The 25,036-nt window shown below is 60.7% G+C and carries 18 protein-coding genes; 6 read left to right on the plus strand and 12 right to left on the minus strand.

The features are described from left to right. Positions 1 to 1,009 precede the first annotated feature (1,009 nt). Entirely contained in the window at positions 1,010 to 1,906 is an 897-nt protein-coding gene (gene cysD / locus C8K18_RS33500; protein ID WP_207909682.1) for a sulfate adenylyltransferase subunit CysD, read from the plus strand. A gap of 26 nt (positions 1,907 to 1,932) precedes the next feature. Next, positions 1,933 to 3,816 carry a sulfate adenylyltransferase subunit CysN gene (gene cysN / locus C8K18_RS08745; RefSeq protein ID WP_258196087.1) on the plus strand — a complete coding sequence of 628 codons (1,884 nt, stop codon included), beginning with the start codon at positions 1,933 to 1,935 and terminating at the stop codon, positions 3,814 to 3,816. 76 nt (positions 3,817 to 3,892) lie between these two features. On the opposite strand, the gene C8K18_RS08750 is transcribed toward cysN, so the two are convergent. The 6 genes from C8K18_RS08750 to C8K18_RS08775 form a co-directional block, all read right to left on the minus strand. Further along, positions 3,893 to 5,389, minus strand: a complete 1,497-nt coding sequence (locus C8K18_RS08750) for a mannose-1-phosphate guanylyltransferase/mannose-6-phosphate isomerase (protein WP_107707243.1) — start codon at positions 5,387 to 5,389, stop codon at positions 3,893 to 3,895. A gap of 56 nt (positions 5,390 to 5,445) precedes the next feature. Next, positions 5,446 to 6,378 (minus strand): glycosyltransferase family 2 protein, encoded by a 933-nt coding sequence (locus C8K18_RS08755; RefSeq protein ID WP_258196088.1) that lies wholly within the window; start codon positions 6,376 to 6,378, stop codon positions 5,446 to 5,448. Between the two features lie 81 nt (positions 6,379 to 6,459). Beyond that, positions 6,460 to 7,038: a DapH/DapD/GlmU-related protein gene (locus C8K18_RS08760; protein ID WP_053857624.1), complete on the minus strand. Its 579-nt coding sequence runs from the start codon at positions 7,036 to 7,038 to the stop codon at positions 6,460 to 6,462. A 17-nt stretch (positions 7,039 to 7,055) separates the two neighbouring features. After that, positions 7,056 to 8,285 (minus strand): glycosyltransferase family 4 protein, encoded by a 1,230-nt coding sequence (locus C8K18_RS08765; RefSeq protein ID WP_107707245.1) that lies wholly within the window; start codon positions 8,283 to 8,285, stop codon positions 7,056 to 7,058. Positions 8,286 to 8,319: 34 nt separating this feature from the next. Further along, the gene (locus C8K18_RS08770) at positions 8,320 to 11,667 is read right to left on the minus strand and encodes a methyltransferase domain-containing protein (RefSeq protein WP_107707246.1); all 3,348 of its coding nucleotides are present in this window, start codon (positions 11,665 to 11,667) and stop codon (positions 8,320 to 8,322) included. 113 nt (positions 11,668 to 11,780) lie between these two features. Continuing rightward, positions 11,781 to 13,154 carry an ABC transporter ATP-binding protein gene (locus tag C8K18_RS08775; RefSeq protein WP_053857621.1) on the minus strand — a complete coding sequence of 458 codons (1,374 nt, stop codon included), beginning with the start codon at positions 13,152 to 13,154 and terminating at the stop codon, positions 11,781 to 11,783. 496 nt (positions 13,155 to 13,650) lie between these two features. On the opposite strand from C8K18_RS08775, the gene C8K18_RS08780 reads away from it, so the two are divergent. The 3 genes from C8K18_RS08780 (at position 13,651) to C8K18_RS08790 (ending at position 18,155) form a co-directional block, all read left to right on the plus strand. Next, positions 13,651 to 14,484, plus strand: a complete 834-nt coding sequence (locus C8K18_RS08780; RefSeq protein ID WP_053857620.1) for an ABC transporter permease — start codon at positions 13,651 to 13,653, stop codon at positions 14,482 to 14,484. Further along, entirely contained in the window at positions 14,474 to 15,925 is a 1,452-nt protein-coding gene (locus C8K18_RS08785) for an ABC transporter ATP-binding protein (RefSeq protein WP_107707247.1), read from the plus strand. The genes C8K18_RS08780 and C8K18_RS08785 overlap by 11 nt, the downstream gene beginning before the upstream one ends. 322 nt (positions 15,926 to 16,247) lie before the next feature. Next, positions 16,248 to 18,155: a glycosyltransferase family 2 protein gene (locus tag C8K18_RS08790; protein WP_258196095.1), complete on the plus strand. Its 1,908-nt coding sequence runs from the start codon at positions 16,248 to 16,250 to the stop codon at positions 18,153 to 18,155. Between the two features lie 52 nt (positions 18,156 to 18,207). Here the strand turns inward: C8K18_RS08790 and C8K18_RS08795 are convergent, their stop codons facing one another. The 6 genes from C8K18_RS08795 to C8K18_RS08820 all read right to left on the minus strand — a co-directional run bounded on the left by C8K18_RS08795 (position 18,208) and on the right by C8K18_RS08820 (position 23,852). Further along, complete coding sequence (locus C8K18_RS08795) at positions 18,208 to 19,128, minus strand: glycosyltransferase family 2 protein (RefSeq protein WP_107707249.1); 921 nt, start codon at positions 19,126 to 19,128, stop codon at positions 18,208 to 18,210. Beyond that, positions 19,110 to 20,003: a dTDP-4-dehydrorhamnose reductase gene (gene rfbD / locus C8K18_RS08800; protein WP_107707250.1), complete on the minus strand. Its 894-nt coding sequence runs from the start codon at positions 20,001 to 20,003 to the stop codon at positions 19,110 to 19,112. The genes C8K18_RS08795 and rfbD overlap by 19 nt, the downstream gene beginning before the upstream one ends. A gap of 6 nt (positions 20,004 to 20,009) precedes the next feature. After that, positions 20,010 to 20,561 (minus strand): dTDP-4-dehydrorhamnose 3,5-epimerase, encoded by a 552-nt coding sequence (rfbC, locus tag C8K18_RS08805; protein ID WP_053857616.1) that lies wholly within the window; start codon positions 20,559 to 20,561, stop codon positions 20,010 to 20,012. Next, positions 20,546 to 21,439, minus strand: coding sequence for a glucose-1-phosphate thymidylyltransferase RfbA (rfbA, locus tag C8K18_RS08810; protein WP_006048652.1), 894 nt, complete (start codon positions 21,437 to 21,439; stop codon positions 20,546 to 20,548). Before rfbA ends, rfbC begins: the two co-directional genes overlap by 16 nt. Before the next feature lie 10 nt (positions 21,440 to 21,449). Beyond that, entirely contained in the window at positions 21,450 to 22,511 is a 1,062-nt protein-coding gene (gene rfbB / locus C8K18_RS08815; protein WP_006048653.1) for a dTDP-glucose 4,6-dehydratase, read from the minus strand. Positions 22,512 to 22,940: 429 nt separating this feature from the next. Next, positions 22,941 to 23,852 (minus strand): GDP-mannose 4,6-dehydratase, encoded by a 912-nt coding sequence (locus C8K18_RS08820; RefSeq protein ID WP_006048654.1) that lies wholly within the window; start codon positions 23,850 to 23,852, stop codon positions 22,941 to 22,943. Positions 23,853 to 24,133: 281 nt separating this feature from the next. Between C8K18_RS08820 and C8K18_RS08825 the strand changes: the two genes are divergently transcribed. Then, positions 24,134 to 25,018 carry a symmetrical bis(5'-nucleosyl)-tetraphosphatase gene (locus C8K18_RS08825; protein ID WP_107707363.1) on the plus strand — a complete coding sequence of 295 codons (885 nt, stop codon included), beginning with the start codon at positions 24,134 to 24,136 and terminating at the stop codon, positions 25,016 to 25,018. Positions 25,019 to 25,036 lie beyond the last annotated feature (18 nt).

Below are 25,036 nucleotides of genomic sequence, written 5' to 3' on the forward strand. Positions count from 1 at the left end.
GTAACGGTCGCATGCTCACATGCGAACAACGAGTACGCATGCACCGGTCAGATGCGGTGATTTAACCAACGAAGTGTAGTTGGGCGGCGACAGGACAGGAAAGCGGCTTCTAAAACCGCGAGATCGGCAGACACACTGGATCGCAAGATCCAACGCTGCAGACCGACCACGGCCTCGCCCGCGCGCCCCGCTGGGTTGGCTGGCTTCATGACCCTTGCCGAAGCGCAGCGAGTTTGCGCCATCGCGAGTTGCGAGAACTCGCTTAGCGCGAGTGACAATAATAGCAGCAACAAAAGGATTCGAGATCAATAGCAAGGATTTGAAGCCTTTTCCGCTTGTCGTGCAGCATGTTCTGCAATTCTCCTAGGACATGCTTGACGCAGTTCGCATTTATCGCCATTCAGCCCAGCGGGACGTTGGAAATTACCCGAGCAAGCGCTAGACTAAGATTCAAATTTGCAAACTCCGACATATGACCGACATTGATCTTTTGGGTCTCGATGAAGAGAAGGTGTGGACGACGGAGCTCGCCTTCCAGCATCTGAGTACGCTGCTCGGCGCAGAAAGCAAGCGCACGACTGAACGGCGGCTGCATAGCCTCGAGATCCTTCCGCAAGAACTCAATGCCCAAACGCTCGTCGACGAGCTAGGGCGTCCCGCAATCGCGCTGGTGACGAACTGGGTCATCGAACGCGCACGAAGCAAGCGCCGGCTCTTGCTGTTCTCGCAGCTAGCTCCGCTGCCTGGAGGACGTCCCTGTCTCCATGCAAACGACGCAAGGGGCGGACGCTATTGGGTGCCGCTGCCAGGCGACGCGGACGCCCGCATGGTGCGCCACGCGCTCGCGCAATTGCAGCAGCATCTGCGCCGCGACCTGACCGTCCTCGCTTCCGGGCAACTGGTTGGACTGCTTAGAGATATGCCGTCGATCCCATCGATCGAATTCGTACCGCAGGCATACTCGCCGATTCTGATCGAGCCAGCCGACGACGGCGCAAGCCGTGGTCTCATTTCGCCACACCTGAAGCGGCTCGAAAACGAGAGCATTCACATACTGCGCGAGGCCATTGCCGAGGCGCAGAATCCGGTCATGATGTATTCGGTCGGCAAAGACAGCGGCGTGATGCTGCATCTCGCCCGCAAGGCGTTCTATCCGAGCCAGCCGCCATTTCCGTTACTGCACATCGACACGCGCTGGAAGTTTCAGGAGATGTATCTGTTCCGGGACTACATGGCGCGCCGTTCGGGTATGCGTCTTATCACGCATATCAATCCGGAAGCCATCACGAAGAACATCAATCCGTTCGAACACGGTGCGGCCCGGCATACGGAAATCACAAAGACGGAAGGCCTGAAGCAGGCGTTGGATCACTACAAATTCGATGTAGTCATTGGGGGAGCCCGTCGCGATGAAGAGAAGTCGCGCGCAAAAGAGCGCGTGTTTTCATTCAGAACCGCCACGCATGTCTGGGACCCGAAGAACCAGCGCCCGGAACTGTGGAATCTCTATAACGCGCGCAAGAACGCCGGAGAGAGCATCCGCGTGTTCCCGCTCTCCAACTGGACAGAGCTCGATATCTGGCAATACATCCGCCAGGAAAACATTCCTGTCGTGCCTTTGTACTTTGCGCAGCCGAGGCCGGTTGTCGTTCGTCCCGACATGATCATGATGGTCAACGACGACCGATGCCAGATCATGCCCGACGAGCAAATAGAGATTCGCAAGATCCGCTTTCGCACGCTGGGATGTTATCCGCTGACGGGTGCAATCGAATCGGAGGCGGAGACCATCGACGACATTCTGCTCGAACTGGTCAATGCAAATACATCGGAACGCCAGGGCCGCAAGATCGACACCGATAGCCCCGGCAGTATGGAAAAGAAGAAACAAGTGGGGTATTTCTGATGGCGCGAAATCCCAGGACTAGCGGCTTGCCGCAGCGAACCGTCGAGCGGCCGGGCGATATCGACGCGTGGCTGGCCGAGCAATCGCAACTCGACCAGTTGCGCTTTATCACTTGCGGCAGTGTCGACGACGGCAAAAGTACGCTGATTGGCCGTCTATTGTGGGACTCGCGTCAATTGTTCGATGACCAGCTCGCCGAACTTGTAGCGGAGTCCAGAATGTATGGCACGCAACGCGATGCCATCGACTTCGCGTTGCTGGTGGACGGCTTGAGCGCCGAGCGTGAGCAAGGTATCACCATCGACGTCGCGTACCGTTTCTTCGCGACCCGCCGGCGCAAATTCATCGTGGCGGATACGCCCGGCCACGAGCAGTACACGCGCAATATGGCGACGGCGGCATCGACGGCCGCGGTCGCCATATTGCTGGTCGACGCACGGCGCGGCATCCAGACTCAGACTCGCCGGCATGCGTTCCTCGCGTCGCTCTTCGGCATTCGCCATGTCGTGCTGGCCGTCAACAAGATGGATCTCGTCGGCTTCGACCGCGCGACGTTCGACAAGATCGAGGAGGACTTCTCGCGCCTCGCCCGGCCGCTGCATTTCGATGAGATCGTCGCCATACCGGTCGCCGCGCTCCACGGCGACAACATCACGCAGAGGTCCGCGCGCACGGTCTGGTACACCGGTCCCACGTTGCTGGGTTATCTCGAGACGGTCAATGCGACCGCGCGGCCGCAAGCAGACTTTGCTCTGCCCGTGCAGTGGATCAATCGTTCGACCGCGGACTTTCGCGGCATCTGCGGTACGGTGGCCGCCGGTGCGGTACGCCGTGGAGACGAACTACGTGTGACCTCGTCGGGACAATGTGCGCGCGTCAGCGACATCGTGACATTCGACGGCAATCTCGACGAAGCTCAAGCCGGCGACGCCATTACAGTCGTTGTTGACCGTGAGATCGACGTTTCGCGCGGCGATGTGCTGACGCTGGCATCGCAGCCGCTCGAAGTCACCGATCAGTTCAGGGCCACCGTCATCTGGATGCAGGATCAACGCGGCCTGACAGGCCGCAAATATGAACTGAAGCTTGCTAGCCAGTGGGTCGGCGCGTCGATCACCGCGATCAAGCACCGGATAAACGTCAACACGTTCGCGCTCGAATCCGCACGCGATGTCGGCATGAACGACATCGTGGTGTGCAATATCGCCACGAGCAAGCCTGTTGCTTTCATGCCTTACGAGAATTCGACGACGCTAGGCGGCTTTTTGCTCGTCGATAATTTCACGCGCAATACGGTGGCCGCCGGCATCATTCATCACAGCTTGCGCCGGTCGCAAAACGTGCACCGCCAACCATTGACCATCACGCGTGAAGATCGCGAACAGCAGAACGGACACCCGGGCAAGGTTATCTGGTTCACGGGTCTTTCGGGCGCGGGCAAATCGACGATTGCAAACGCACTCGAAGTGAGGCTTCACGCATTAGGCAAGCGCACGTATATCCTCGACGGTGACAACGTTCGTCAGGGCCTGAACAAGGACCTTGGCTTCGAAGAGGCGGACCGCGTCGAAAATATCCGGCGCGTGGCGGAAGTCGCGAAGCTGATGATGGACGCAGGGCTCATCGTGCTGACGGCATTCATTTCGCCGTTCCGGCAGGAGCGTGAAATGGCGCGTCAACTTATCGGCGCGGATCGATTCGTGGAGGTCTACGTGAATGCTTCGCTGACCGTCTGCGAAGAGCGCGATCCAAAGGGCCTGTATAGAAAAGCGCGAAATGGACTGCTGCCGAACATGACGGGCATCGACAGTCCCTATGAAGCACCCGAACATGCGGACGTGACGATCGACACGGGTAATATGTCGATAGAGGACTGCACCGACATGCTGGTGCAGTCGCTGGACTGCTGATGCAGGCGTCGTTGTACGTGGGCGTAGATCGGCCAGGGACAATAGCATCAGCCGCGACGCGCAGCGACGCTAACGTTCAGCTCCGTCCGTACGTGTCGTCGAACCGCACAATATCGTCTTCGCCCAGATAACTGCCGGACTGCACTTCGATCATGGCCAACGGCACCTTGCCAGGATTCTCGAGCCGGTGTTTTTGCCCGAGCGGAATGTAGGTCGACTCGTTCTCCGACAACAGGAACGTTTCGTCGCCGCGCGTAACCAGCGCAGTGCCGCTCACGACGATCCAGTGCTCGGCGCGATGGTGATGCATCTGGAGCGAAAGGCGCGCGCCCGGATTGACCACGATCCGCTTGACCTGAAACCCGCGACCGCTGTCGATCGAGTCATAGTAGCCCCACGGTCGATAGACTTTGCGGTGATATCCCGCCTCGGTCCCTTTCTCCGCCTTGATACGCGCGACGATGTTCTTGACGCGCTGCACTTCCGAGGTCTTCGCGACGAGAATTGCATCGGGCGTCTCGACCACCACCAGGTTCTCCGTGCCCACACATGCAATCAGGCGCCCTTCGGAATGGGCGAAGGTGTTCACCGCTCCATCGAACATCGCCCTGCCCCGTGCAACGTTTCCTTCATTGTCTTTCGGCAACAGATCCCAGATCGCGTCCCAAGAGCCGACGTCCGACCAACCCGCGCGCAGCGGAATCACCACCGCTTCTGCCGGCGAATCCGCGTCGCCGAGATGCTCCATGACAGCGAAGTCGATGGACTCCGACGGACACGCCATAAACTCCGGCTTGCCGACGCGGAGGAAATCCTGGTCCGTCACAGAAGCAGCAAAAGCACGCTGCGACGCTTCGGCGATAAGCGGACGATAGTGCTCGACCAGCGTCAACCAGACCGACGCGCGAAGGACGAAAATGCCGCTGTTCCACCAGAACTCGCCGGACTGCATGTAGCTTTCCGCGAGGCTCAGGTCAGGTTTCTCGACGAAACGCTGAAGGCGATGTCCGCTTCCCTCGCCCACCGCTTCACCCACCTTGATATAGCCGTACCCCGTTTCCGGCCGCGTAGGGACGATGCCCATCGTGACCACCTGCCCCGTCGCCGCATACTCGGCGGCTTTGGCCACAGCGTCGGCGAATGCTGCGACGTCGCCGATGACGTGATCGGCGGGCATGGCCACCATGATTGCGTCCTTGCCGCCTTCCGCCAGCGCGAGCGCTGCAAGGGTGAGCGCCGGCGCCGTATTGCGGCCCGCCGGCTCCAGAATGATGACGCCGCTTCGGCCAACGCGCCGGAGCTGCTCCGCCGTAGTGAAACGATGGTCTTCGCCGCACACGACGAGCACGTCTTCGGCAACCGGCCGCGTTGCGTGAACCGCATCGAGGCGGCGTGCCGTCGATTGAAGAAGCGACTCTTCGCTGAGAAGCCCGATCAACTGCTTCGGAAAGTGCTCCCGCGACAACGGCCACAAGCGCGTGCCCGAGCCTCCGGCCAGAATTACCGCCTGCAGCGGCAGCGAACCTTGCGTCGGCGACGCACTGTCCTGATGAGAAGATACCGTCGAATTCATAGTACTTTGGCGCCAGGTGATCAGCGAACAATGACCCTGTTGATGGGCCACTGCGCTCAGTTCATGACGGCTGCTCGGAAAGCCGCCGCGTTTCGGGCATCTCCCGCGTACTCGTAAAATGCAGCCCGAGTCGGAAACGTAGACAGGATGGTCTGGAAGAAGCACAGCAGTTCAGTCAACTGCTTGTTTCGCAAGAAAGTCAGGAATGCAGCCAGATCCTGTTCGGCCAGCCCAGCCGAGAACAGTCGCGGCCCCGAAGCGAATAACGCCTGTGCAATCACCGCAGCGATTTCGACCCGCACCTTGCTGAGGTCTTCCTTGATCGTGTTGCTTTCGTGGACGCGATAAACGATATGCTCGTGCTCGCGATCAAGAAACACCGAACTCTGCGCATACGCAAACATCAGGAAATCCAGATCGTGGCAATAGCGAAGCGGCTGGAAGCCTCCCGCTGCATCCCATAGCGCACGCGAAAACACCATGTTCGACGTGGTCGCAACGAAGTTCTCGTTGAGCAACGCGAGCTGCGGCAGCCCTGTGTCTTCGAGAAAATTCGCGGCGCGGCCCAGCCAGTCGATCGCGACGCCTGCATTCTGCCGCACGCCGTTATCGTCCATGATGCCCGGTCTGCCCGCGATCAACCCGACGCCGGGACGGTCTTGCACGATGGCCCGCACTCGCTCCAGTTTGGTGGGCGCGAAGATGTCGTCCGAGTTCAGCACCGCAATGTATTCCGAGCGGCTGATCCCGATTGCACGATTGATCGTATTGTGCGCGCCAGCGTTTTCCTGCTTGTGCAAGGTCGCATGCGGCACTTTCGCCAGCATCTGCTGCGCAAGGACGAAACCATTGTCCTTCGAGCCATCGTCAATGAGGATGATCTCGTCGGCGGGCGAAGTCTGCGACAGCACGCTGTCGAGCGCGGCCTCGATATAGCGCGCGTGGTTGTACAGCGGCACGACGACCGAAATAGTCGGGGTCGTGCGCACTGGCGATGTCCGGCGTGGTTTGAAGATCGACATGATGGCGGCTGGCAAAAAAGTGACGGTGCCGACGGATAGCGCCGTCGGCTATTGAATATCGGTGTCGAAGAACGGGAAATAGCGCGACCTGTACCGCAAATCGCGCGAGCGTTCCTTGATGAAGCGGGCCGGATTACCTGCAACGATCGTATACGGCTCGACGTCGCGCGTCACGACCGAGCCCGCGCCGATCACCGCGCCTTCGCCGATCCGCACACCCGGGCTGATGATAGCGCGCGCGCCGATCCACACATGGTCTTCGATCACCACCGGTTTGCATAAGCAGACAAAGTCGGGGTTCTGCGGATCATGCGTCAGCGTCTGAATCAGCGTGTAGTGCGACACATTGACGTTGTTGCCGATCGTAAGCGGCACGCGGCCGTCGAGATACGTGTAACGATTAATCACCGTATTGTCGCCAATGGCGATGTGATAACCGGTCACGAAACAGCCCATCGCAATACTCGAATCCCGGCCGATCCTGACCTGGCAAAACCGCCTCAGGAACCAATGCCGAATCCCGTACGGCATGTAGTTCATGAACAGATGGTTGCCCAGATAAAAACATACAGCAGGCTTGAAACGCCACCTGATGAAGCGATAAAACTCTTTTGCACGTCCCAGCATGTCGCCCTCTCGCCTTGCTAGTGGCTCTTTTGCCGAACCACGTTTTCGATGATCTCTTCATACCGTTTGACGATCTTCGAGAAGTCGAAACGCTCGTAAATCTTTTGACGGCCAGCCTCGGCTCGCGCGCGCCACTCGTCGCGATTGGACGCCATGTCGTTCATCGCGCCGGCAAGCACGGGTGCGATTGCATAACTGCGCGGCGCGTAAGCCAACTCGTCCAGAAGCCTGGAGTTCAGATCCGGCGTATCGCCGTACTCGTTCGGCACGAGAATGCCGATATCGTTGTTCTCGATCACTTCGGCGGACGCGCCCGTGTCGGTCAGGATCATCGGCTTGCGGTAAAACATTGCCTCGTTCATCGCAATGCTCCACCCTTCGATAAACGAGGGCAACAGGAAAGCGTCCGACACGCGATGCACGTCTTCGACATCGGGGAAATAGCCCGGCATCAGAATATGCTGGTCCAGACCATGCTCCTTGAGATACGCACGAAGCTCCTCGACATGCGGCGGATAAACGACGTTTCCAACGCAAAGTATCTTCACGTCGCGGCGCTGCGTGAGCAGATGACGCATGGCGTCCGCCATGACGTAGTGGCCCTTGTGCAAGTTGTAAGACGCGATATTGGCAAACACATAATCGCTGTCGGCAAGGCCCAGTTCCGCGCGCGTCAGCTTGACGGGCTTCTTTTCGCGCGCTTCGTGTTCGGAAATGATGAGGCCATTCGGGACGGTAACGATCTTGTCCGCATCCACGCCCAGGTTTCGCACCGCAAAGCGTGTCGCGTTGTTCGACACTGAGACATAACAATCGACGTACCGATCGTCGCGCGCGAACGCCTTGGCCTGCGCCGGCGAGAAAAAGGCATACACGTTGTGGATGAACGTGATGTTGGGAATCTTGTGGCGCGCAAAAAGCGGATACCCCGCATTCGAAAAATGCGACATGGCCACGTCGATTGGCAACTCGTCCAATAACCGGTCGTAGGCGCGCTGCGGGTCATCGGCCGGCAAGCCGATCACTCGCAGGCCCGCATCGCGCGCGACGGCACCCAGATGCCCAACCTTGCCGGGCGTCACGATGGTCACATCGAAGCGTTGACGGTCGAAAGCTATCGCCGAGTCGAGCACGACCTTTTCCAGACCGCCTTTGTCGAACGATGCGAGTTCGATCAGCACACCTAGCTTGCCGTCCGTGCGACGCGGCGGACGCTTCCTGAACAACGAAAAAATAGATTGCAACATAAAGTGCCCGGGGCAGTTCGTTCGATACGATCGGTTAGTGGATGTGGAACGCGCTAGGCTCGATAACGCGCGAGTTGTCGATCAGACCAACCGAGTCGAGCAACGCCGAGAACTTGTCAGCGACGCTCTCCACGGAATATTCCTCGGCGGCTACGAGAAAGCCTGCGTCGGCAATGCGCTGCCACAACTGCGCGTCTTCGTGTAACCGCACGATGGCCGCCGCAATCTCTTCGGCAGTCTCGCCCTCCAGGACGTGCTCGCCGTCGACGAGGCCCATGCCTTCGCTCGCCATCTTGCTCAGTACGCAAGGCAGGCCATGCAGCAGGCTCGACACAACCTTGCCCTTGATGCCCGCCCCGAAGCGCAAAGGAGCGACGGAGAGCCGGGCCGTGCTCATGACCTCGCCCAGGTCCTGAACGAAACCGACGATCTTGACACCGGCAGCAGGATTGTCGAGCGCACTGATTTCCGGCGTCACATTGCTGCCGACAACGCGCAGTTCGGCACTCGGCAAATTCCGGCGCACGATCGGCCAGATTTCGTTGACGAGGAACATGACCGCATCGATATTCGGCCGATGCGCGAAGCCCCCGACGAACACCACGCCCGAGCGATCGGCAAATGTACTGGCCGAGCGCACAGGCATCCGCGGAATCGGAATGCGGTGGACATTCACTTCCGGCAACGCGGCCTTGACGATGTCGTGTTCCAGCCGACTCACCACGATGGTCGCGTCGGACAAGGACATCGCACGGAGTTCCTCGCGGCGCAGCGTCAACGCATAGTCGAGCGCTTCGGGCGAGCGTTCATGAATGGCAATGCGCTCCTCGCGCAGATAATGCAGATCGACCGTGCCGAATACGATCTTGGCGCTCAGTTGCCGTTCGCGAAGCGCGCAGATCACGTGACGGGCCACGACGACGCGCTGCACCAGCACGACTTGCGCGTCTCGCGACTCTTCGAGTACCAGATGATTCAGATGATCGAGATCGGTCGCGTATTGAACCCGCACGCCCCAACGGCGCAGTGCGTCGGCGTAACTTTCGAGCGGTTGTTCTTCGAACGCTGCGATGAAGCTGACCTGATAGCCGAACGCATGAAAAATCCGCATGTACCAGAAAAGATCGGCGGACCCGGAGTCCTGGTCGGGCTTCGGCACAAACGCGTCGATCATCACGATCTTCGGCCTTGCTGCAAGCTTCAGCACGGTCCCATCGGCCCCGGCGGCAGCGAAAACTTTCTCGAATCGCTGACGAACCGACCACCGCTGGTGCGCGTCCTCCCATTTGCTGTTTGCGTCGCTGGAAGCCGCGCGGTCGACCTTCGAGACCGGCAGCCGGGTGAAGCGCGCAAAAGGCTGCAGGTAGGTGTTCTTGCCGAGCGTGGACAACAACAAGCCGATGGAGACCAACCCTGCCTGAAACGGGTCGTCGTTGCCGAAGTGCCCGGCTATCGCGCGCCAGGCATCCGCGCGCATCGCTATCAAACCGGGCCCCGCGCACGTCACGCGCATGACGGCGTTGACCGCCGGGTCGTCCGGTGTCAGCCCCGCGCAGTTCGGTCGCAGCCGCGCATCGGCTTCAATGGCGGCGCCGGCCGTCTCCACGGTATCGGCATCCTTGAGAATCAGTGCGCCGAGCGCTGCCGCATCGGGGAAGCGCGCAAACGCTTCGTCGAGTGCGGCAAGCCAGCCGGGGTGAGCGACCAGCCGATCCGAAACCAGCACGACGAATTCGCCGCTCAGTTGGCCGATGCTGTCACGCAATGCCGCGAGCGACCGGGACGTGTTGCTGTCGCCCAGAAAGCCGACACCGTATTGCCCGGCGAGCTCCGTATTGGCTGTACCCACAACGGAGACTGCGTAAGGCACGTCAGAGGTATGGGCGCTTAGTGCGGCCAGACATTTCGCCAACGATCCGTCGTTGCCCGATTCAAGGACAAAGATGGTTGCGCGCGGTTGCGCCGCCTGGGTAAAGCGGGCCGGCGATTTGGGAATCGCGGGCAGCCGGCCAGCCGGCAACGCGACGCGCGAATTGCCTTCATGAGCAGGCAACGCGTTGCCACGGCCAAGCGCGCGGGCGAGTTTGCGCCTCGCGGGTCTCAAACGCGTGACGACGCCGCGCAGTGGCTCGGTAAGACGCCATGACGCGGAATGGACAAGCGCATCGATCTGCGCGCGCAATCTATCGTTTTCAAGCCTCAGCGCTTCGTCGGATGGGCCGCTCGGGATAGCCTGCTGGGTCTGCAGCGCCCGCAACGCCGCATTCGAGTTCTTGACCTGCCGCGTCAATTCGGCCAGTTGCTCATAGATCTGGGACGGCTCAACCTGCGGCACATTGGCAGCGGCATTGGCAGTCGCATTTGCGCTCGCCAACAACTGATTCAGGCGCTCGATTTCGTTGTTGCGGATAATGATTTCTTCGTTCAGCCGCACTGCTTCCTGCGTAAGACGGCCGATTTCGGCGTCTCGCGCGAGCACTGCCTCGGTCAGGCGTACGGTCTCGCCGGTCAAATGTCCGATCTCGTCGCCACGGGCAATCGTCTCGGTCGTCAGGCGTGCGATCTCGACCGCCTGATTGCCGATGTGCCCGTTGCGCGAGTGGTCATAGCGCGCGAACGAAAAGCTCCCTTCGAGAACGTCGTCATTCGGCTCGGGCAACGGACCATCGGAAGCGATCGCGACGAAATAAACCGGGTCGACCATGCTCTCCGTCGCCGTGTATTCGCCTATGTCCGTCTCGGACCAGTACGTGACTTCGCGCGCGCCTTTGCGCCCCTCGCGGAACAGCATTGAACCTGCCGTTGGCTTCTGTTCGTAAAGCACGAAGTTCTTGAAGCCGGTCTTGAGCCACTGAACGAACTCCTCGCGATCGAGCTCGCGCACATGATATTCATTCGGCGGTGCGCCAGGCGGCGAGTAAATCGGCCGATTGGGCGTCGATATGATCATCAGGCCGTTCGGGCGCAGAACACGCCGGGCTTCCTGCATGAACGCCTCGTGATCATGGAAGTGCTCGAGTGTTTCGAACGAGTTCAGGATATCGACCGAAGCGTCGGGCAACGGAATAGCCGTTGCGCTGCCATGCTCGTAGCGCAGATTCGGTTGCTCGCCATAGCGCTTGCGGGCGTTTTCGACGGCCTGGGCGTCGATATCCACGCCCACTACGGATTTCGCCGACTGTGCCAGCACTGCAGAACCGTACCCTTCGCCGGACGCGATATCGAGCACTTCCTTGCCTTCGCACAACGGCGCGGAGAACAGATACCGATGGTAGTGTTCGTACTGAATAGGACCCGCCACGCCGGGAAGATAGCGTTCCCCGGTAAATTCATGGCCGCTCTCCGCGCCTTTGAACCGGAATGTTCTAACTCGTGTTGTCATATTTGAAATCCTGGGCTACTGGCTGACTTAGCCTGGTGAAACTGTCGGTTGTTTTTTTAAGGCCCGATCTTGCGAAGCGTGCGTGAAGCGCCGCTGCTGATACGGTCGCGGCGTCAGGGCACGGCGCTCACGTCGACATGAAGCATCGGGATGCCGAGAAGCGCGTGATGAACTCGTGAGGCGTGCGACTGGAGCGGCAATGCATCATGAACCCAGTGAAGCTGAACGTGGTTGTACTGAGTGCCTTCCGCCACTGCAACATTGATCGAAAAATGGCCCTTGGGCAGGACCGGCATGACGAACGAAAACTCCGCGCAAAGAACGGAGTTAGCCTCACAGTGCACAGGGCGGTCTGCGAAAGTACCGAACGTGTTTTCGCCGAACAGATCCTGGCCACGATCGTTCTTCAGAAAGAATCCAACGATCGGGGAAAAAAGCGATTCGCCCACATGAACCGATACCTGCAAGGTCACGGGTTCGCCGCCGACGACCCACTCGAGGCGGCGTTTCGCTTCGTCGACGAGCGCGACGTCGACGATATGCGCGCCGCCTGCTCCGAACGATTGCGACTGGCGATTGAAGGCCATGACCTGAATGTCGTTGCGCAACGAAGACGCGTTGATGAGCCCGCGCCGCTCGTCGCACGACGCGACGCTACGAGCTTTTACCGGAACCCGCCCGCTCGTGATCGAGGGCGCAGAACCGGTGTATCGGGCTTCGAGATACGCGGCGCACACTTCCTCGGGATCGCCCTGGGCCATCACATGGCCGCGGTCGATCCAGATAACCTTGGAACACAGCTTCTTGATTGTCGAAGTGTCGTGGCTCACGAAAAGGATCGTGCCGCGCTTCTTGAATTCGTCGAGAAAACGAAAACACTTCTGATTGAAGAAAGCGTCGCCGACAGCAAGCGCCTCGTCGATAACGAGAATGTCCGCGTCGACATGCGCAATGACCGCAAACGCAAGTCGCACGAACATGCCGCTCGAATAAGTTTTGACCGGCTGGTCGACGAACTCGCCAATGTCCGCAAAAGCGACGATATCGTCGTACCGTTCGTCGATTTGCTGGCGAGTCAGACCGTAAAGCTGCGCGTTCAGGTAGACGTTCTCGCGCCCCGTGTACTCCACGTCGAACCCCGAGCCGAGTTCGAGCAGCGCGGCGACTTTACCGCGCACAGCGATGTCGCCCGCGGTCGGCGCAAGCGTTCCGCAGACGATTTGCAGCAACGTGCTTTTGCCGGACCCGTTGCGGCCGATGATCCCCACGGTTTCCCCGGCTGCGACCGAAAAGCTGACGTCGTGCAGCGCCCAGAACACACTGGATAGTGCGTCGACACGGCGCAATGCGGCGCGCTTTGCAAGCGCGCCCGGCGAGAACCGCGCCGCGACGCCTAACATGCTTTTCTTCAGCCGGTCGGCTGGGCGCTCGTAAGAAGCAAAGCCCTTACGAATGCCCGAAGCTTCGACTGCCAAGTTTCCCGACATATGGTTTGTTCCTTAACCGCTCTCGTATCGCTCTCCGGCGCGCGAACGCATCCTGGCCGCAGACGCGGACTTAACGGCCTGATCAGAGTGGTGCTGAGTAACCGACGATTTTACCGCGTTTCATTCATTTCACAATATGATAAAACCACAGTCGCCGATGATTCCGTGGTCATGCGAAGAGCCGGCCGCGCGCTTCTGCGGAGGGTCGCTGCCTGCGCGAGCGGGTTTGCGGCAATGCGCCGCCGATATTCATTTACAGCATTTACACTTCGAGACATGAGGGCCGGCTTCACGGGGTTTCGACCGCAGCCGCTATGCGATAATGCGTACCCACCCATATACAGCTCATCTCCGGCAAGCCACTCGTTGCCGGTTGATCCGACCGCGTCGCCCGACAAGCCGGATGCCTCTCGTCAGCAGGCATCAACCGAGGGCGTGTGCCTGTCGGATGACGCCGTATCTCACTCCATCTTTGTAGAGCATCGACGACCGACTTATGCACAGTTTTAGCGTTTCGCCACGATACCTCGCTGCATCGCTGGTGAAGAATCGGCGCCTCATGTTGGACCTCGCACGCCGCGATGCAGTGGGGCGATACAAAGGTTCGTTACTCGGCATATTGTGGTCGCTGCTTACTCCGCTTCTGATGTTGACCATCTACACGTTCGTGTTCAGTACGGTCTTCAAATCGCGTTGGGGCGGCGGTGCCGCGGGCACCGAAACAGCGTCCAAAGGCGAGTTCGCCGTCGTCCTGTTCGCCGGGATGATCATGTTCAATCTGTTCTCCGAGTGCGTGAGCCGCGCGCCGACCCTGATCCTGTCGCATGCGAACTTCGTCAAGAAAATCGTCTTCCCGCTCGAGATTCTCCCTTGCGTGACGCTGCTTTCCGCCATGTTCCATCTTTGCGTCAGCGTGTTCATCCTGCTCGTGGCGGAATGGTTGATCGTCGGTTCAGTGCCGCCGACAGCGTTTCTGCTTCCAGTCGTGCTCGCGCCTTTGTGTGTGTTCATACTCGGCATCAGCTGGACGCTCGCGGCGACCGGTGTCTATCTGCGCGACATTGGACAAACGATAGGCATTCTGATCACGGCCCTCATGTTCCTGTCGCCCGTCTTTTTTCCGGTCTCGTCGCTGCCGGAACGCTTTCGCACGTTTGTCTATCTGAACCCGATGACGTATCCCATCGAGCAAAGCCGCGATGTGCTCGTGTGGGGCCACTCCATCGACTGGAGCCGCTGGGGCATCTATACCGCCATCGCCGTTCTCGTCGCGTGGCTCGGGTTCGGATGGTTCCAGAAAACGCGACGGGGATTTGCGGATGTCATCTGACATTGCCATCCGCGCCGCGTCGCTGACCAAAGGCTTCGAGTCGTACGAGCAGCCTTCGGACCGCCTCAAGCGCAGTGTCCTCGGCCTGCTCGGCACCCTCGCGCCGTTGCCGCCGCTACGGCGAGCGTTGTTCAAACGCGCCCAGGACTGCGTTCGTACCTTCTGGGCCCTGAAGGGCGTCGACTTCGAGATCGCCCGCGGAGAAACGGTCGGTATTATCGGCCGGAACGGCTCCGGCAAAAGCACCTTGCTGCAGATTGTCTGCGGAACACTGGCGCCCACCGGCGGCGAGGTGGAAACACGCGGCAGGATTGCGGCGTTGCTGGAGCTCGGCTCCGGCTTTGACGTCGAATACACCGGCCGCGAAAACATCTACATGAACGGCCAGTTGCACGGGCTGAGCCGCGACCAGATCGACGCGCGTCTCGAGCAGATCATCGAGTTCGCCGATATCGGCCACTTTATCGACCAGCCCGTAAAAACCTATTCCAGCGGCATGTTCGTGCGGCTTGCCTTCGCGGTGATCGCCCACGTCGACGCCGACATACTGGTGATCGACGAAGCGCTCGCCGTGGGCGATGCGTTCTTCACGCAAAAATGCATGCGGTTCCTGCGCCGGTTCCAGCAAACGGGCACGGTGCTGTTCGTGAGCCATGACTCGTCTGCGGTTCGCAGCCTGTGCTCGCGCGTGATCTGGCTCGACCGTGGCGTGATTCGCGAGACCGGGGAAGCCAGACACGTCTGCACCAGTTACTTCGAAGCTTTCTACCGCCAGCAGCAAGGCGAAGCCACGTCATGGGCAAGCGCCGAAGACCTTGGCGAAAGCGGGTCGGACATCAAGGCGCCGGCGGGGCTGACACGACAACCGGCGCAAGCGCAAACCGCGGATCAGCGGCAACGCTTCATTGAGAACGCGGCCACGCCGGGCGTGACGCTCACCGCGCTCGATGTCGACCCACATAGCCTGCCCACGCAGAGAAATACGCCGCTCATCGAGTCGGTGGAACTGATCAGCGAACAGGGATCGCCGGTGAGCTGGGTGGTCGGTGGCGAGCGCGTGCTGCTGCGCATCCGTGCGAAGAGACCGGAGTCCGGCTCGTTACCGGTGTTCGCCTTCTTCGTGAAAGACCGGCTGGGTCAGCCGCTGTTCGGTGACGACACCTCGCTCACGAGCACCGGCGACAACGCAGCGTTGCGCGAAGCGCCCGCGGTCGAGGCGGAGTTCGTGTTCGACATGCCGATTCTGCCGCCCGGCGATTACGCGTTTACAGCGCTGGTGCTTACCGAGGCTGCCCATGTTGCCGGCACAATCGCCGTACAAGATTGTGTGCACGACGCGCTGATCGTCAAATCGGAGTCAACGAGCGTGACGACCGGTCTGGTCGGCGCGCCGATGAGCAACATAGCGCTCTTCGTTCGAGATGAAGTAGAACAGGCGTGACATTCGCTTCGCGCCTGAATGACCTGAACCAATGGAATAACGCGATTCGTTCGCGCTTCAAAAAATGACGTCTGGCCACAATGTCGGCGACCCCAGGCCCGCTCCGCTTCCACGTAACGCGCCTGCTGCATCACACGAGTCGGAACTCGCCGCAGCAACGCAACGCGCCGAGGTGCTCGAGGAAAAACTGGCGTTCGCGCTCGAGAAGCTGACCCACTACGCGTCAGTAGAAAACGAGCGGGTACGACTCGAAGTCGAACTGCAACGCGTTCTTACCTCGCCGTCATGGCGTATCACCGCGCCGTTGCGTCGCGTGTCGGCGATGGCCCGTGCGCTCCGTCTTGTCTGGGGGACCATCGAGCGACAGGCCGAAGCGCAGGGCGGCTACGCTGGCGCGCTCGGCTACTACGCCAAAGCGCTGCGCCGCGGCGGCATAGCCGGCGCACGCGATCGCCTGCGCCGCTTGCAAAGTGGCGCGGGCTTCGCAGACAGACCGCCTTCGGAAGCCGTCTACAGCGCGTGGATCGATCGCTTCGACACGTTCGGCGAAGCGGAGCGTGACAAGGCGAACACGATCATGGCGACGTTCGCGCGTCAGCCGCTGATATCCGTCGTCGTGCCGACCTATAACAGCGACCCGGTGTTCCTCGAAGCCATGATCCAGTCCGTGCGGGATCAGGTCTATCAGAACTGGGAACTGTGCATCGCAGACGACGCCTCGACGAGGCCCGAGCCGGCGCAGATTCTGCGCCGATACGCGGCGCTCGATGAGCGGATCAAGGTTGTGTTCCGGGAGGTGAACGGTCATATCTCGGAAGCGAGCAATAGCGCGCTGTCGATTGCCAACGGCGAATACGTCGCGCTGCTCGATCACGACGATGTCCTGCCGGCTCACGCGTTGTTCTCGGTGGTGCGCTATATCAACAAGCACCCCGACGCACGAATGTTCTACAGCGACGAGGACAAACTCACCGCTGACGGCAAGCGCGCGATGCCGTACTTCAAATGCGACTGGAACCCGGAACTGTTCCTGACGCAGAACATGTTCTCTCACCTGGGCGTATTCGAGACCGCATTGATCCGCGAAGCCGGCGGCTTTCGTAAAGGCTTCGAAGGAAGCCAGGACTACGACCTCACATTGCGCTGCGTGGAAATCGCAGGGCATGACAAAGTCGTCCACATTCCTCACGTGCTCTATCACTGGCGCATCGCGCCCGGCAGTACCGCCGGCAGCGGCAGCGAGAAGCCGTATGCGCTGCTGGCCGCCATTCGCGCGCTGCAGGAGCACCTGAAACGCATCGGCGCGGAAGCGACCGTCGAACAGGTCTTCGACGAGCCGGCCATCCTGCACGTCCGCTATGCGGTGCCTCAGCCTGCACCCAAGGTGTCATTGATCATCCCGACGCGCGACGGCGTTGACCTGCTTCGCCAGTGCATCGAAAGCGTTCTATTGCGAACCATTTACCCGAACTACGAAATCATCGTGGTGGACAATGGCAGCGTCAAAGAAGAAACGCTGAGCTACTTCGCGCAGATTTCGGAGAAGAGCAACGTTCGTGTTGTCCGCGACGATTCGCCGTTTAACTACTCAGCGCTTAACAATCGCGCGGTGGCTATGGCCACTGGCGACTATCTTTGTCTGCTGAACAACGACATTGAAGTGATTTCGCCTGACTGGCTCAACGAGATGGTCGGCGTTGCCTGTCAGCCCGGCCACGGCGCGGTCGGCGCGGCGCTCTGGTATCCGGACAACACGTTGCAGCACGGCGGCGTGATGATCGGCCTTGGCGGTGTCGCGGGCCATATTCATCACAAGATGAAACGCGGGCTCTTCGGTTATTTCGGCCGGGCGGTCGTGCGGCAGAATCTGTCCGCGGTCACGGCAGCCTGCCTCGTGATCCGCAAGTCGATCTACCACGAAGTAGGCGGTCTGAACGAAGAGCTGGCTGTCGCCTTCAACGACGTTGACTTCTGCTTACGCGTAGGCGAAGCGGGCTACCGGAATGTGTGGACACCGCACGCGGAGCTGTACCACCATGAATCGGCCACGCGCGGTTCGGATATGGACCCGGACAAGCGCGACAGGTTCGTCAGCGAGGTTCGATGGATGCAGAACCGTTGGGCGAGCAAGCTGGAATATGATCCGGCATACAACCCGAACCTGACGCTGAACCCGCAACTGCCGCTGTTCACGCTAGCCGATCCGCCGCGCACCCACATACTGGATTGACACCCGAAGGCGCGGCTCAAACCAGCGGCCGTTGCCGGCCGCTGCGGCGTATTCACTGCCGACGGTACGCACCAAGCCGCCCGCGCCAACCGTCGCGAACCCCGCGCCACGCCATCGCAAGGTGGTCTTTTCGCTGCTGAGGAAAGAAGCAGTAAATCAGCACGCGTATCGGGAGTTTGATGAGCTCAGTGCTTTTCCATGCCATCGGCATCGACGGGCGCTTGATCAACGCAACGACGTTGCGGAACTGGTAGTAGTGCCGCAATGGGCTATGCATGGGATAGTTGCGCCCGAGCACGCGGACCGGCTCACCGCCGAGTTCGTGACTCATGCGCACCCAGGGGACACCGAGAACCTGGAAGCCTTTCCGCTTTGCGCGCACACACCATTCGAGATCGACGAAATCGATAAACAGCGCGTCGTCCATCGGACCAATGCTTGCCCACCAGCGCAGGTTGATACATGAGCCCGAGGTAATCAGAAAGTCGACATCGATCGGCTGATTGCCTGTTGGCGATACACGTTCCAGCGCCCACCATTTGAAGCGAACGAACGATGCGACGCCGCGCAAGCGAGGGTCGTCGTAGGCGGGCCCGACCAGAGCAACGCGTTGTTGCGACGCGTTGGCGCGCGCGATGATCGCCGGCAACTCGACAAACAGCGATCCGGGCGGTTCGCTGTCCTGGTCGAAGAGGATCGCGACTTCGAAATCCTCACGAATGAGTATGTCGATACCCTGATTGATCGCGGTGGCAATGCCGAGGTTCTCGCCGTTCGGCAAGTATTCGATCGAATCCGACAAGCCCAGGTCGCGGGCGGTAGAGACTGACGGCGTGTTGTCGATGACAACGCATCGCATGAAGGACGCGAGGCGGTTGGCGCGCTGCACGCAGGCCGCGTCGGGATGGTAGAAAACCACGACTGCGCCCGAACGCGGCTTCGGCGGCTCGCCATTCACTTCGTTGACATGCATAGGCGCAGAGCGTCCCGCCAGTCGGGCGCGCGTACGCCAAAGCTGGCAGCGAGCTTGTCGTTCGACATCCGTGAGTTGCTCGGGCGTGTGGCCGGCGTCGGATACGACGCAGCAGGTATGGGCTTCACCGTGGGCTTCTTCTCGAGTTGCGAATACTCGAAAATAGCTTGAGCGAAACCGTGCCACGACGTGCTGCCCGAGGCGGTCAGGTGATAAACGCCTGAATGCTTTTCCCACCAGTCGGACTGATTCGGCGCAACGGCTTGCGCGAGTACGTTTGCGCTCAGGGCCGCAATCGTGTTGGACCACGTCGGCGCTCCATACTGGTCGGCAACCACGCTGAGCTCATCGCGCTCTGCGCCGAGACGCAGCATGGTGAGCAGGAAGTTTTTGCCCCGCGCCCCATATACCCAGCTCGTGCGGAAAATCAGATGCGCGCAGCCGGACTGCGCGATCGCCTGTTCGCCCGCGAGCTTGCTCTTGCCGTACACGTTTTGTGGATTGACCGCGTCGGTCTCGACATACGCGCCGGCCTTGGTGCCGTCGAATACGTAGTCCGTCGAATAGTGAACCAGCGCAGCGCCGAGCCGCTTCGCTTCTTCCGCGAGCACGCCGGGCGCTTCCGCGTTCAGACGCATGACCGCGTCGATATCGGTTTCGGCTTTGTCGACCGCCGTGTGTGCAGCGGGATTTACGATGAGTCCCGGCTTCACTTCGCGCACGACGCGCCGCACCTGCTCCAGGTCGGCGAGATCCAGCGCGCTGCGCTCCAGCGCGACGACCTTGCCCAAACCTTGCAGCGTGCGCGCCAGTTCAAAACCGACCTGGCCATTGACGCCGGTCAGAAGGATCGTTGGTTGATCACCCGCGCTCATACGACCTCAGGAGAAATGCTCAGCGTCGGCGAGGCGCTTGGCCGCCGCATCTTTCGCCGCGAGCAGCGGCTCGAAATCAACAGGCCATTCGATACCGATGGCGGGATCGTTCCAGAGAATGCTGCGCTCATGCTCGGGGAACCAGTAGTCGGTCGTCTTGTAGAGGAACTGCGCGGACTCCGACAGCACAAGGAAACCATGCGCGAAGCCAGGCGGCACCCACAATTGCCGATGGTTCTCCATCGACAACGTCACGCCAACCCACTTGCCGAAGTTCGGCGAACTCTTGCGAATATCCACGGCGACGTCGAACACTTCGCCTTCCACGACACGCACGAGCTTGCCCTGCGCATGTTGAATCTGATAGTGCAAGCCGCGCAGCACGCCTTTCGCGGAACGCGAATGATTGTCCTGCACGAACGTCACGCCGGCCTCGACATGCTCCGCGAATTCCACGGCATTAAAGCTCTCGTAGAAATAGCCGCGCGCATCGCCGAACACCTTCGGCTCGATGATCTTGACTTCGGGCAGCGCCGTAGCGGTTACTTGGATGGCCATGCAACTTGGTCCGTAAGAATGTTTTGCAGATACTGCCCGTAGGCGTTCTTCGCGAGCGGCGCGGCGAGCGCGAGCAACTGCTCGGCGCCGATCCACTGCTGGCGATACGCGATTTCCTCGGGACATGCGACCACGAGGCCCTGGCGCTTCTGCAACGTCGCAATGAACGTGGCCGCTTCGATCAGCGAATCATGCGTGCCCGTGTCGAGCCACGCGTAGCCGCGGCCCATGATCTCGACATTGAGCGCGGCGTTGGCGAGGTAACGCGAGTTGACGTCGGTGATTTCAAGTTCGCCGCGCGGCGACGGCTTGATGTCCGCCGCGATGTCGCAGACCTGCTTGTCGTAGAAATACAGACCCGTGACCGCGTAATTCGAGCGCGGCTTCGCGGGCTTTTCCTCGATGGACAATGCGCGGAACTGCTTGTCGAACTCGACTACGCCATAGCGCTCCGGATCGTGCACGTGGTAGGCGAACACGGTCGCGCCGTCGGCCTGATCGTTCGCACGCTCGAGCTGCTTCGCGAGATCGTGGCCGTAGAAAATGTTGTCGCCGAGAATCAGCGCCGACGGGTCGTTGCCCACGAACTCGCGCCCGATGATGAACGCTTGCGCGAGGCCGTCCGGCGAAGGCTGAACCGCATACTGAATGTTCATGCCCCACTGGCTGCCGTCGCCGAGCATGGCTTCGAAGCGCGGCGTGTCCTGCGGCGTGGAGATAATCAGCACGTCGCGAATGCCCGCCACCATCAGCGTGGAGAGCGGGTAGTAGATCATCGGCTTGTCGTAGACCGGCAGCAGCTGCTTTGAAACGACATGGGTGATCGGATAGAGCCGGGTGCCGGATCCGCCCGCGAGAATAATGCCTTTGCGCGCCATGACCGTGCCTTTACGCGCGTTGCGCGTAGTTGGTCTCAACCCACTTGCGGTACTCGCCCGAAGCGACTTCGTCAGACCATGCCTGATTGTCGAGATACCACTGAACAGTTTTTGCCAGACCCGTTTCGAATGTCTCCGCAGGCTTCCAGCCGAGTTCGCGCTCGAGCTTGCGGGCGTCGATTGCGTAACGGCGATCGTGGCCCGGACGATCCTTCACGTAAGTGATCTGGTCGCGGTACGAACCGGCCGTTTTCGGACGAAGCGTGTCGAGCAGATCGCACAGCGTGTGCACGACCTCGAGGTTCTTCTTCTCGTTCCAGCCGCCGACGTTGTATGTTTCGCCCGGCACGCCGCGCGCGAGCACTTCGCGAATCGCGCTGCAATGGTCGCCGACATACAGCCAGTCGCGCACGTTCTGACCGTCGCCGTATACCGGCAGCGGCTTGCCGCCGAGCGCGTTGGCGATCATCAACGGAATCAGCTTTTCGGGGAACTGGTACGGGCCGTAGTTGTTCGAGCAGTTCGTGGTCAGCACCGGCAGGCCGTACGTGTGATGGTACGCGCGCACCAGATGGTCCGAGCCCGCCTTGGTCGCCGAATACGGGCTATTGGGCGCGTACGGCGTGGTTTCGGAGAACTGCGGATCGGTCGCGGACAGCGAGCCGAAGACTTCGTCGGTCGAGACGTGCAGGAAGCGGAAGGCTGCCTTCGCGGCTTCGTCCAGCGTGTTCCAGTAGCTTCGCGCGGCTTCGAGCAGCGTGAACGTACCGACAACGTTGGTTTGCACGAAATCGGCCGGGCCGTGGATCGAGCGGTCAACATGGCTTTCCGCGGCAAAGTGCAGCACCGCGCGCGGCTTGTGTTCGGCGAAGAGCGCGTCCATGGCGGCGCGGTCGCAAATGTCCGCGCGCACGAAGACGTGCTTCGGATTGCCTTGTTGCGACTTGAGCGTGCCGAGATTGCCGGCATAGGTCAGCTTATCGACGTTCAGCACCGCTTCGTCCGACGTATTCAGCCAGTCGAGCACGAAATTGGCGCCGATAAAGCCGGCACCGCCCGTAACCAGGATCATGAAATTCCCTTCCAGATATCAGCGACGGCCCGGCATTAATGAGCCGGCCGCTCGCCACGCGTTATGGTGTTCGATTATTGCGGCGCCCGCGGCCTTGCACGGCACGCAGGCGCTTGGACGCCAATCTTATGAAGCCCAGATTATAAAGCCGCGCCGAGCAAAAACTAGAACCCTAACAACTTGAAACAGCTTGACAAGTCTGGTTTCCGGTGCAGTTTGCGAAGTCGCATAGGGGCGTTGATGCTTGCCGGGTCGGCGGCGCTTATGCAAAAGATTAACGCGCGGTCAGATGCTCAGGCCGAAAGGCAAATCGCGGCGCGGCGCGAAAGGAATCGAAAAGCATCGAAGGGACATGCCGCGGACCGCGTCATTGTGCCGCCGGCGGCATTTGCAGGACGGGCGAGCGCCCGTCCATGAGCTGCAGGCGCTTCAGGCGGCGAGCATCCAGCGCAGCGTATCCATGAACGGAATGGCTTGCACCTCGGGAACCAGCGAGCGGAGCTTCGCGGGCGAACCGGCGAGGACCTTCACATCCGTTTGGCGGACGAACGCGGGATTGACATGCACTTGCAGCTTATGTCCGGTCATGTCGCTGGCCGCGGACAGAATCTCGCGCAGCGTATAAGGCGTGCCGGTGCAGACGTTCACCGTTTCGCCTGCCGCATCGGATGTCAGCAACGCTTCGTAAGCACGCGCCACATAGCGCACGTCGGAGAAATCGCGCGCGACGTCGAGATTGCCGAGTTCAATGGATGGCTCGCGCCGCGCGAAATGCTCGACGATCTTCGGCACGAGAAAGTTGGACGCCTGGCCGCGCCCGGTGTAGTTGAACGGCCGCGCGATCAGGATAGGCAGCCGCTCGAACCACGTATGCACCATCGTTTCCATCGCCGCCTTGCTCGCGGCGTAGTGGTTGACGGGCGTGAGCGGGAAGCTTTCGTCGATCGCATCGCTCGTCACGTTGCCGTACACGTTGGCACTACTCGCGATCAACACCTTGCGCGGCGTGTGGCCGGTCGCGGCGCACGCTTCCAGCAGGTTCAGCGTGCCGATCACGTTGACGCGGTAGAAGTCGAGCGGATCGTCATGGCCGACGAAGCTGATCGCCGCAAGATGCACGATATAGTCCGGCCGCACGGTTTCCATCACATGCCGGCAGTTTTCCGGCGACGTGATGTCGAGCCTCAGACGCGTGGCCGTTTCGGGCTCGTCATGCCCGGCAAAGGTTTCGATCACGGTATGGCCGCGACCGGCGAGATTCTCGACCAGATAGCGGCCAGTAAAGCCGCTCGCTCCAGTGACGAGCGTGCGGACGGGTTGCTTCGCATGGGAAGACGACATGCTTTCTCCGTTCACGAGGGTCATCCTGTTGTGATGCAATATTGCGCCGGTCGTTCACTGCGGCGGATGCGAACTGCCGCCAGGTTGCCTGCGGAGTGGTCGCATAGTGGCCACAGCGGCTGCGCAGTGGCCTTCAACTGCTCGGCACACACGTCATGGCCGCCGCACCGCGCGATGCCGGCGCTGCAAACGGGCTATTATGTCACGCTCTTTTGCTGCACCGCCCCAACGCGGCACGCCTCCTGCATCGCCGCGCGTATCGAACCGCCAACATTTCGTCGATGACACCGTCAACCGCGCCTTCTCCCGCTTTGCCAATCTCGCAGCAACAGCCCGTGCCTCTGGCTTTCGGCGATCTGCAAGGCTGCCGCACGCCGTTCCAGCGACTGCTCGCGAAGGCCGCGCCTCCCGCCGGCACGCCGCTGTGGTTCGCGGGCGACCTGATCAACCGCGGCGCCGAATCGCTTGCGACGCTGCGCGACATCATCGCGCTCGGCGATCGCGCGGTGCCGGTGCTGGGCAATCACGATCTGCATTTGCTGTCGGTATCGGCGGGCATTCGCAAGTCGAAAAAAGGCGACACCATCGACGACATTCTCTCGGCGCCCGATGCCGCCGATCTGCTCGAATGGGTTCGTCATCGCCCGATCGCCCACTACGAGAACGGCATGCTGATGGTGCATGCGGGCGTCGTGCCGCAATGGGACGTGAACCTCACGCTCGAACTCGCCGACGAATTGCAGCGCGCGCTGCGCGCGCCGAACTGGAAGGAAACGCTCGCCGGTCTCTACGGCAACGAGCCGAGTTTATGGACGCCGCAATTGAAGGGCATCGAGCGGCTGCGCGTGACCTGCAGCGCGTTGACGCGGGTGCGCTTCTGCAACGCCGAAGGCGCAATGGACTTCAGCAGCAGCGGCGGCCTGAACGCCGCACCGCCTGGCTGCATGCCGTGGTTCGACGTGCCGTGGCGCAAGACCGCGGACGTCACCGTCGTATTCGGCCATTGGGCCGCGCTTGGCCTGACGTTGCGCGACAACCTGATCGGGCTCGATTCGGGCTGCGTGTGGGGCGAAAAACTGTCGGCGGTGCGGCTCGCGGCGAATCCCGCTGAGCGCACGCTCACTCAAGTGGAATGCGAGAACTGCCGCGCGCGCGGCGGCAACTAGACAGCGCTCGTCCGAAAG

It is taken from the genome of Paraburkholderia sp. GV068, from assembly GCF_003058125.1.
In the GTDB taxonomy this organism is placed as follows: Bacteria; Pseudomonadota; Gammaproteobacteria; order Burkholderiales; family Burkholderiaceae; genus Paraburkholderia; species Paraburkholderia graminis.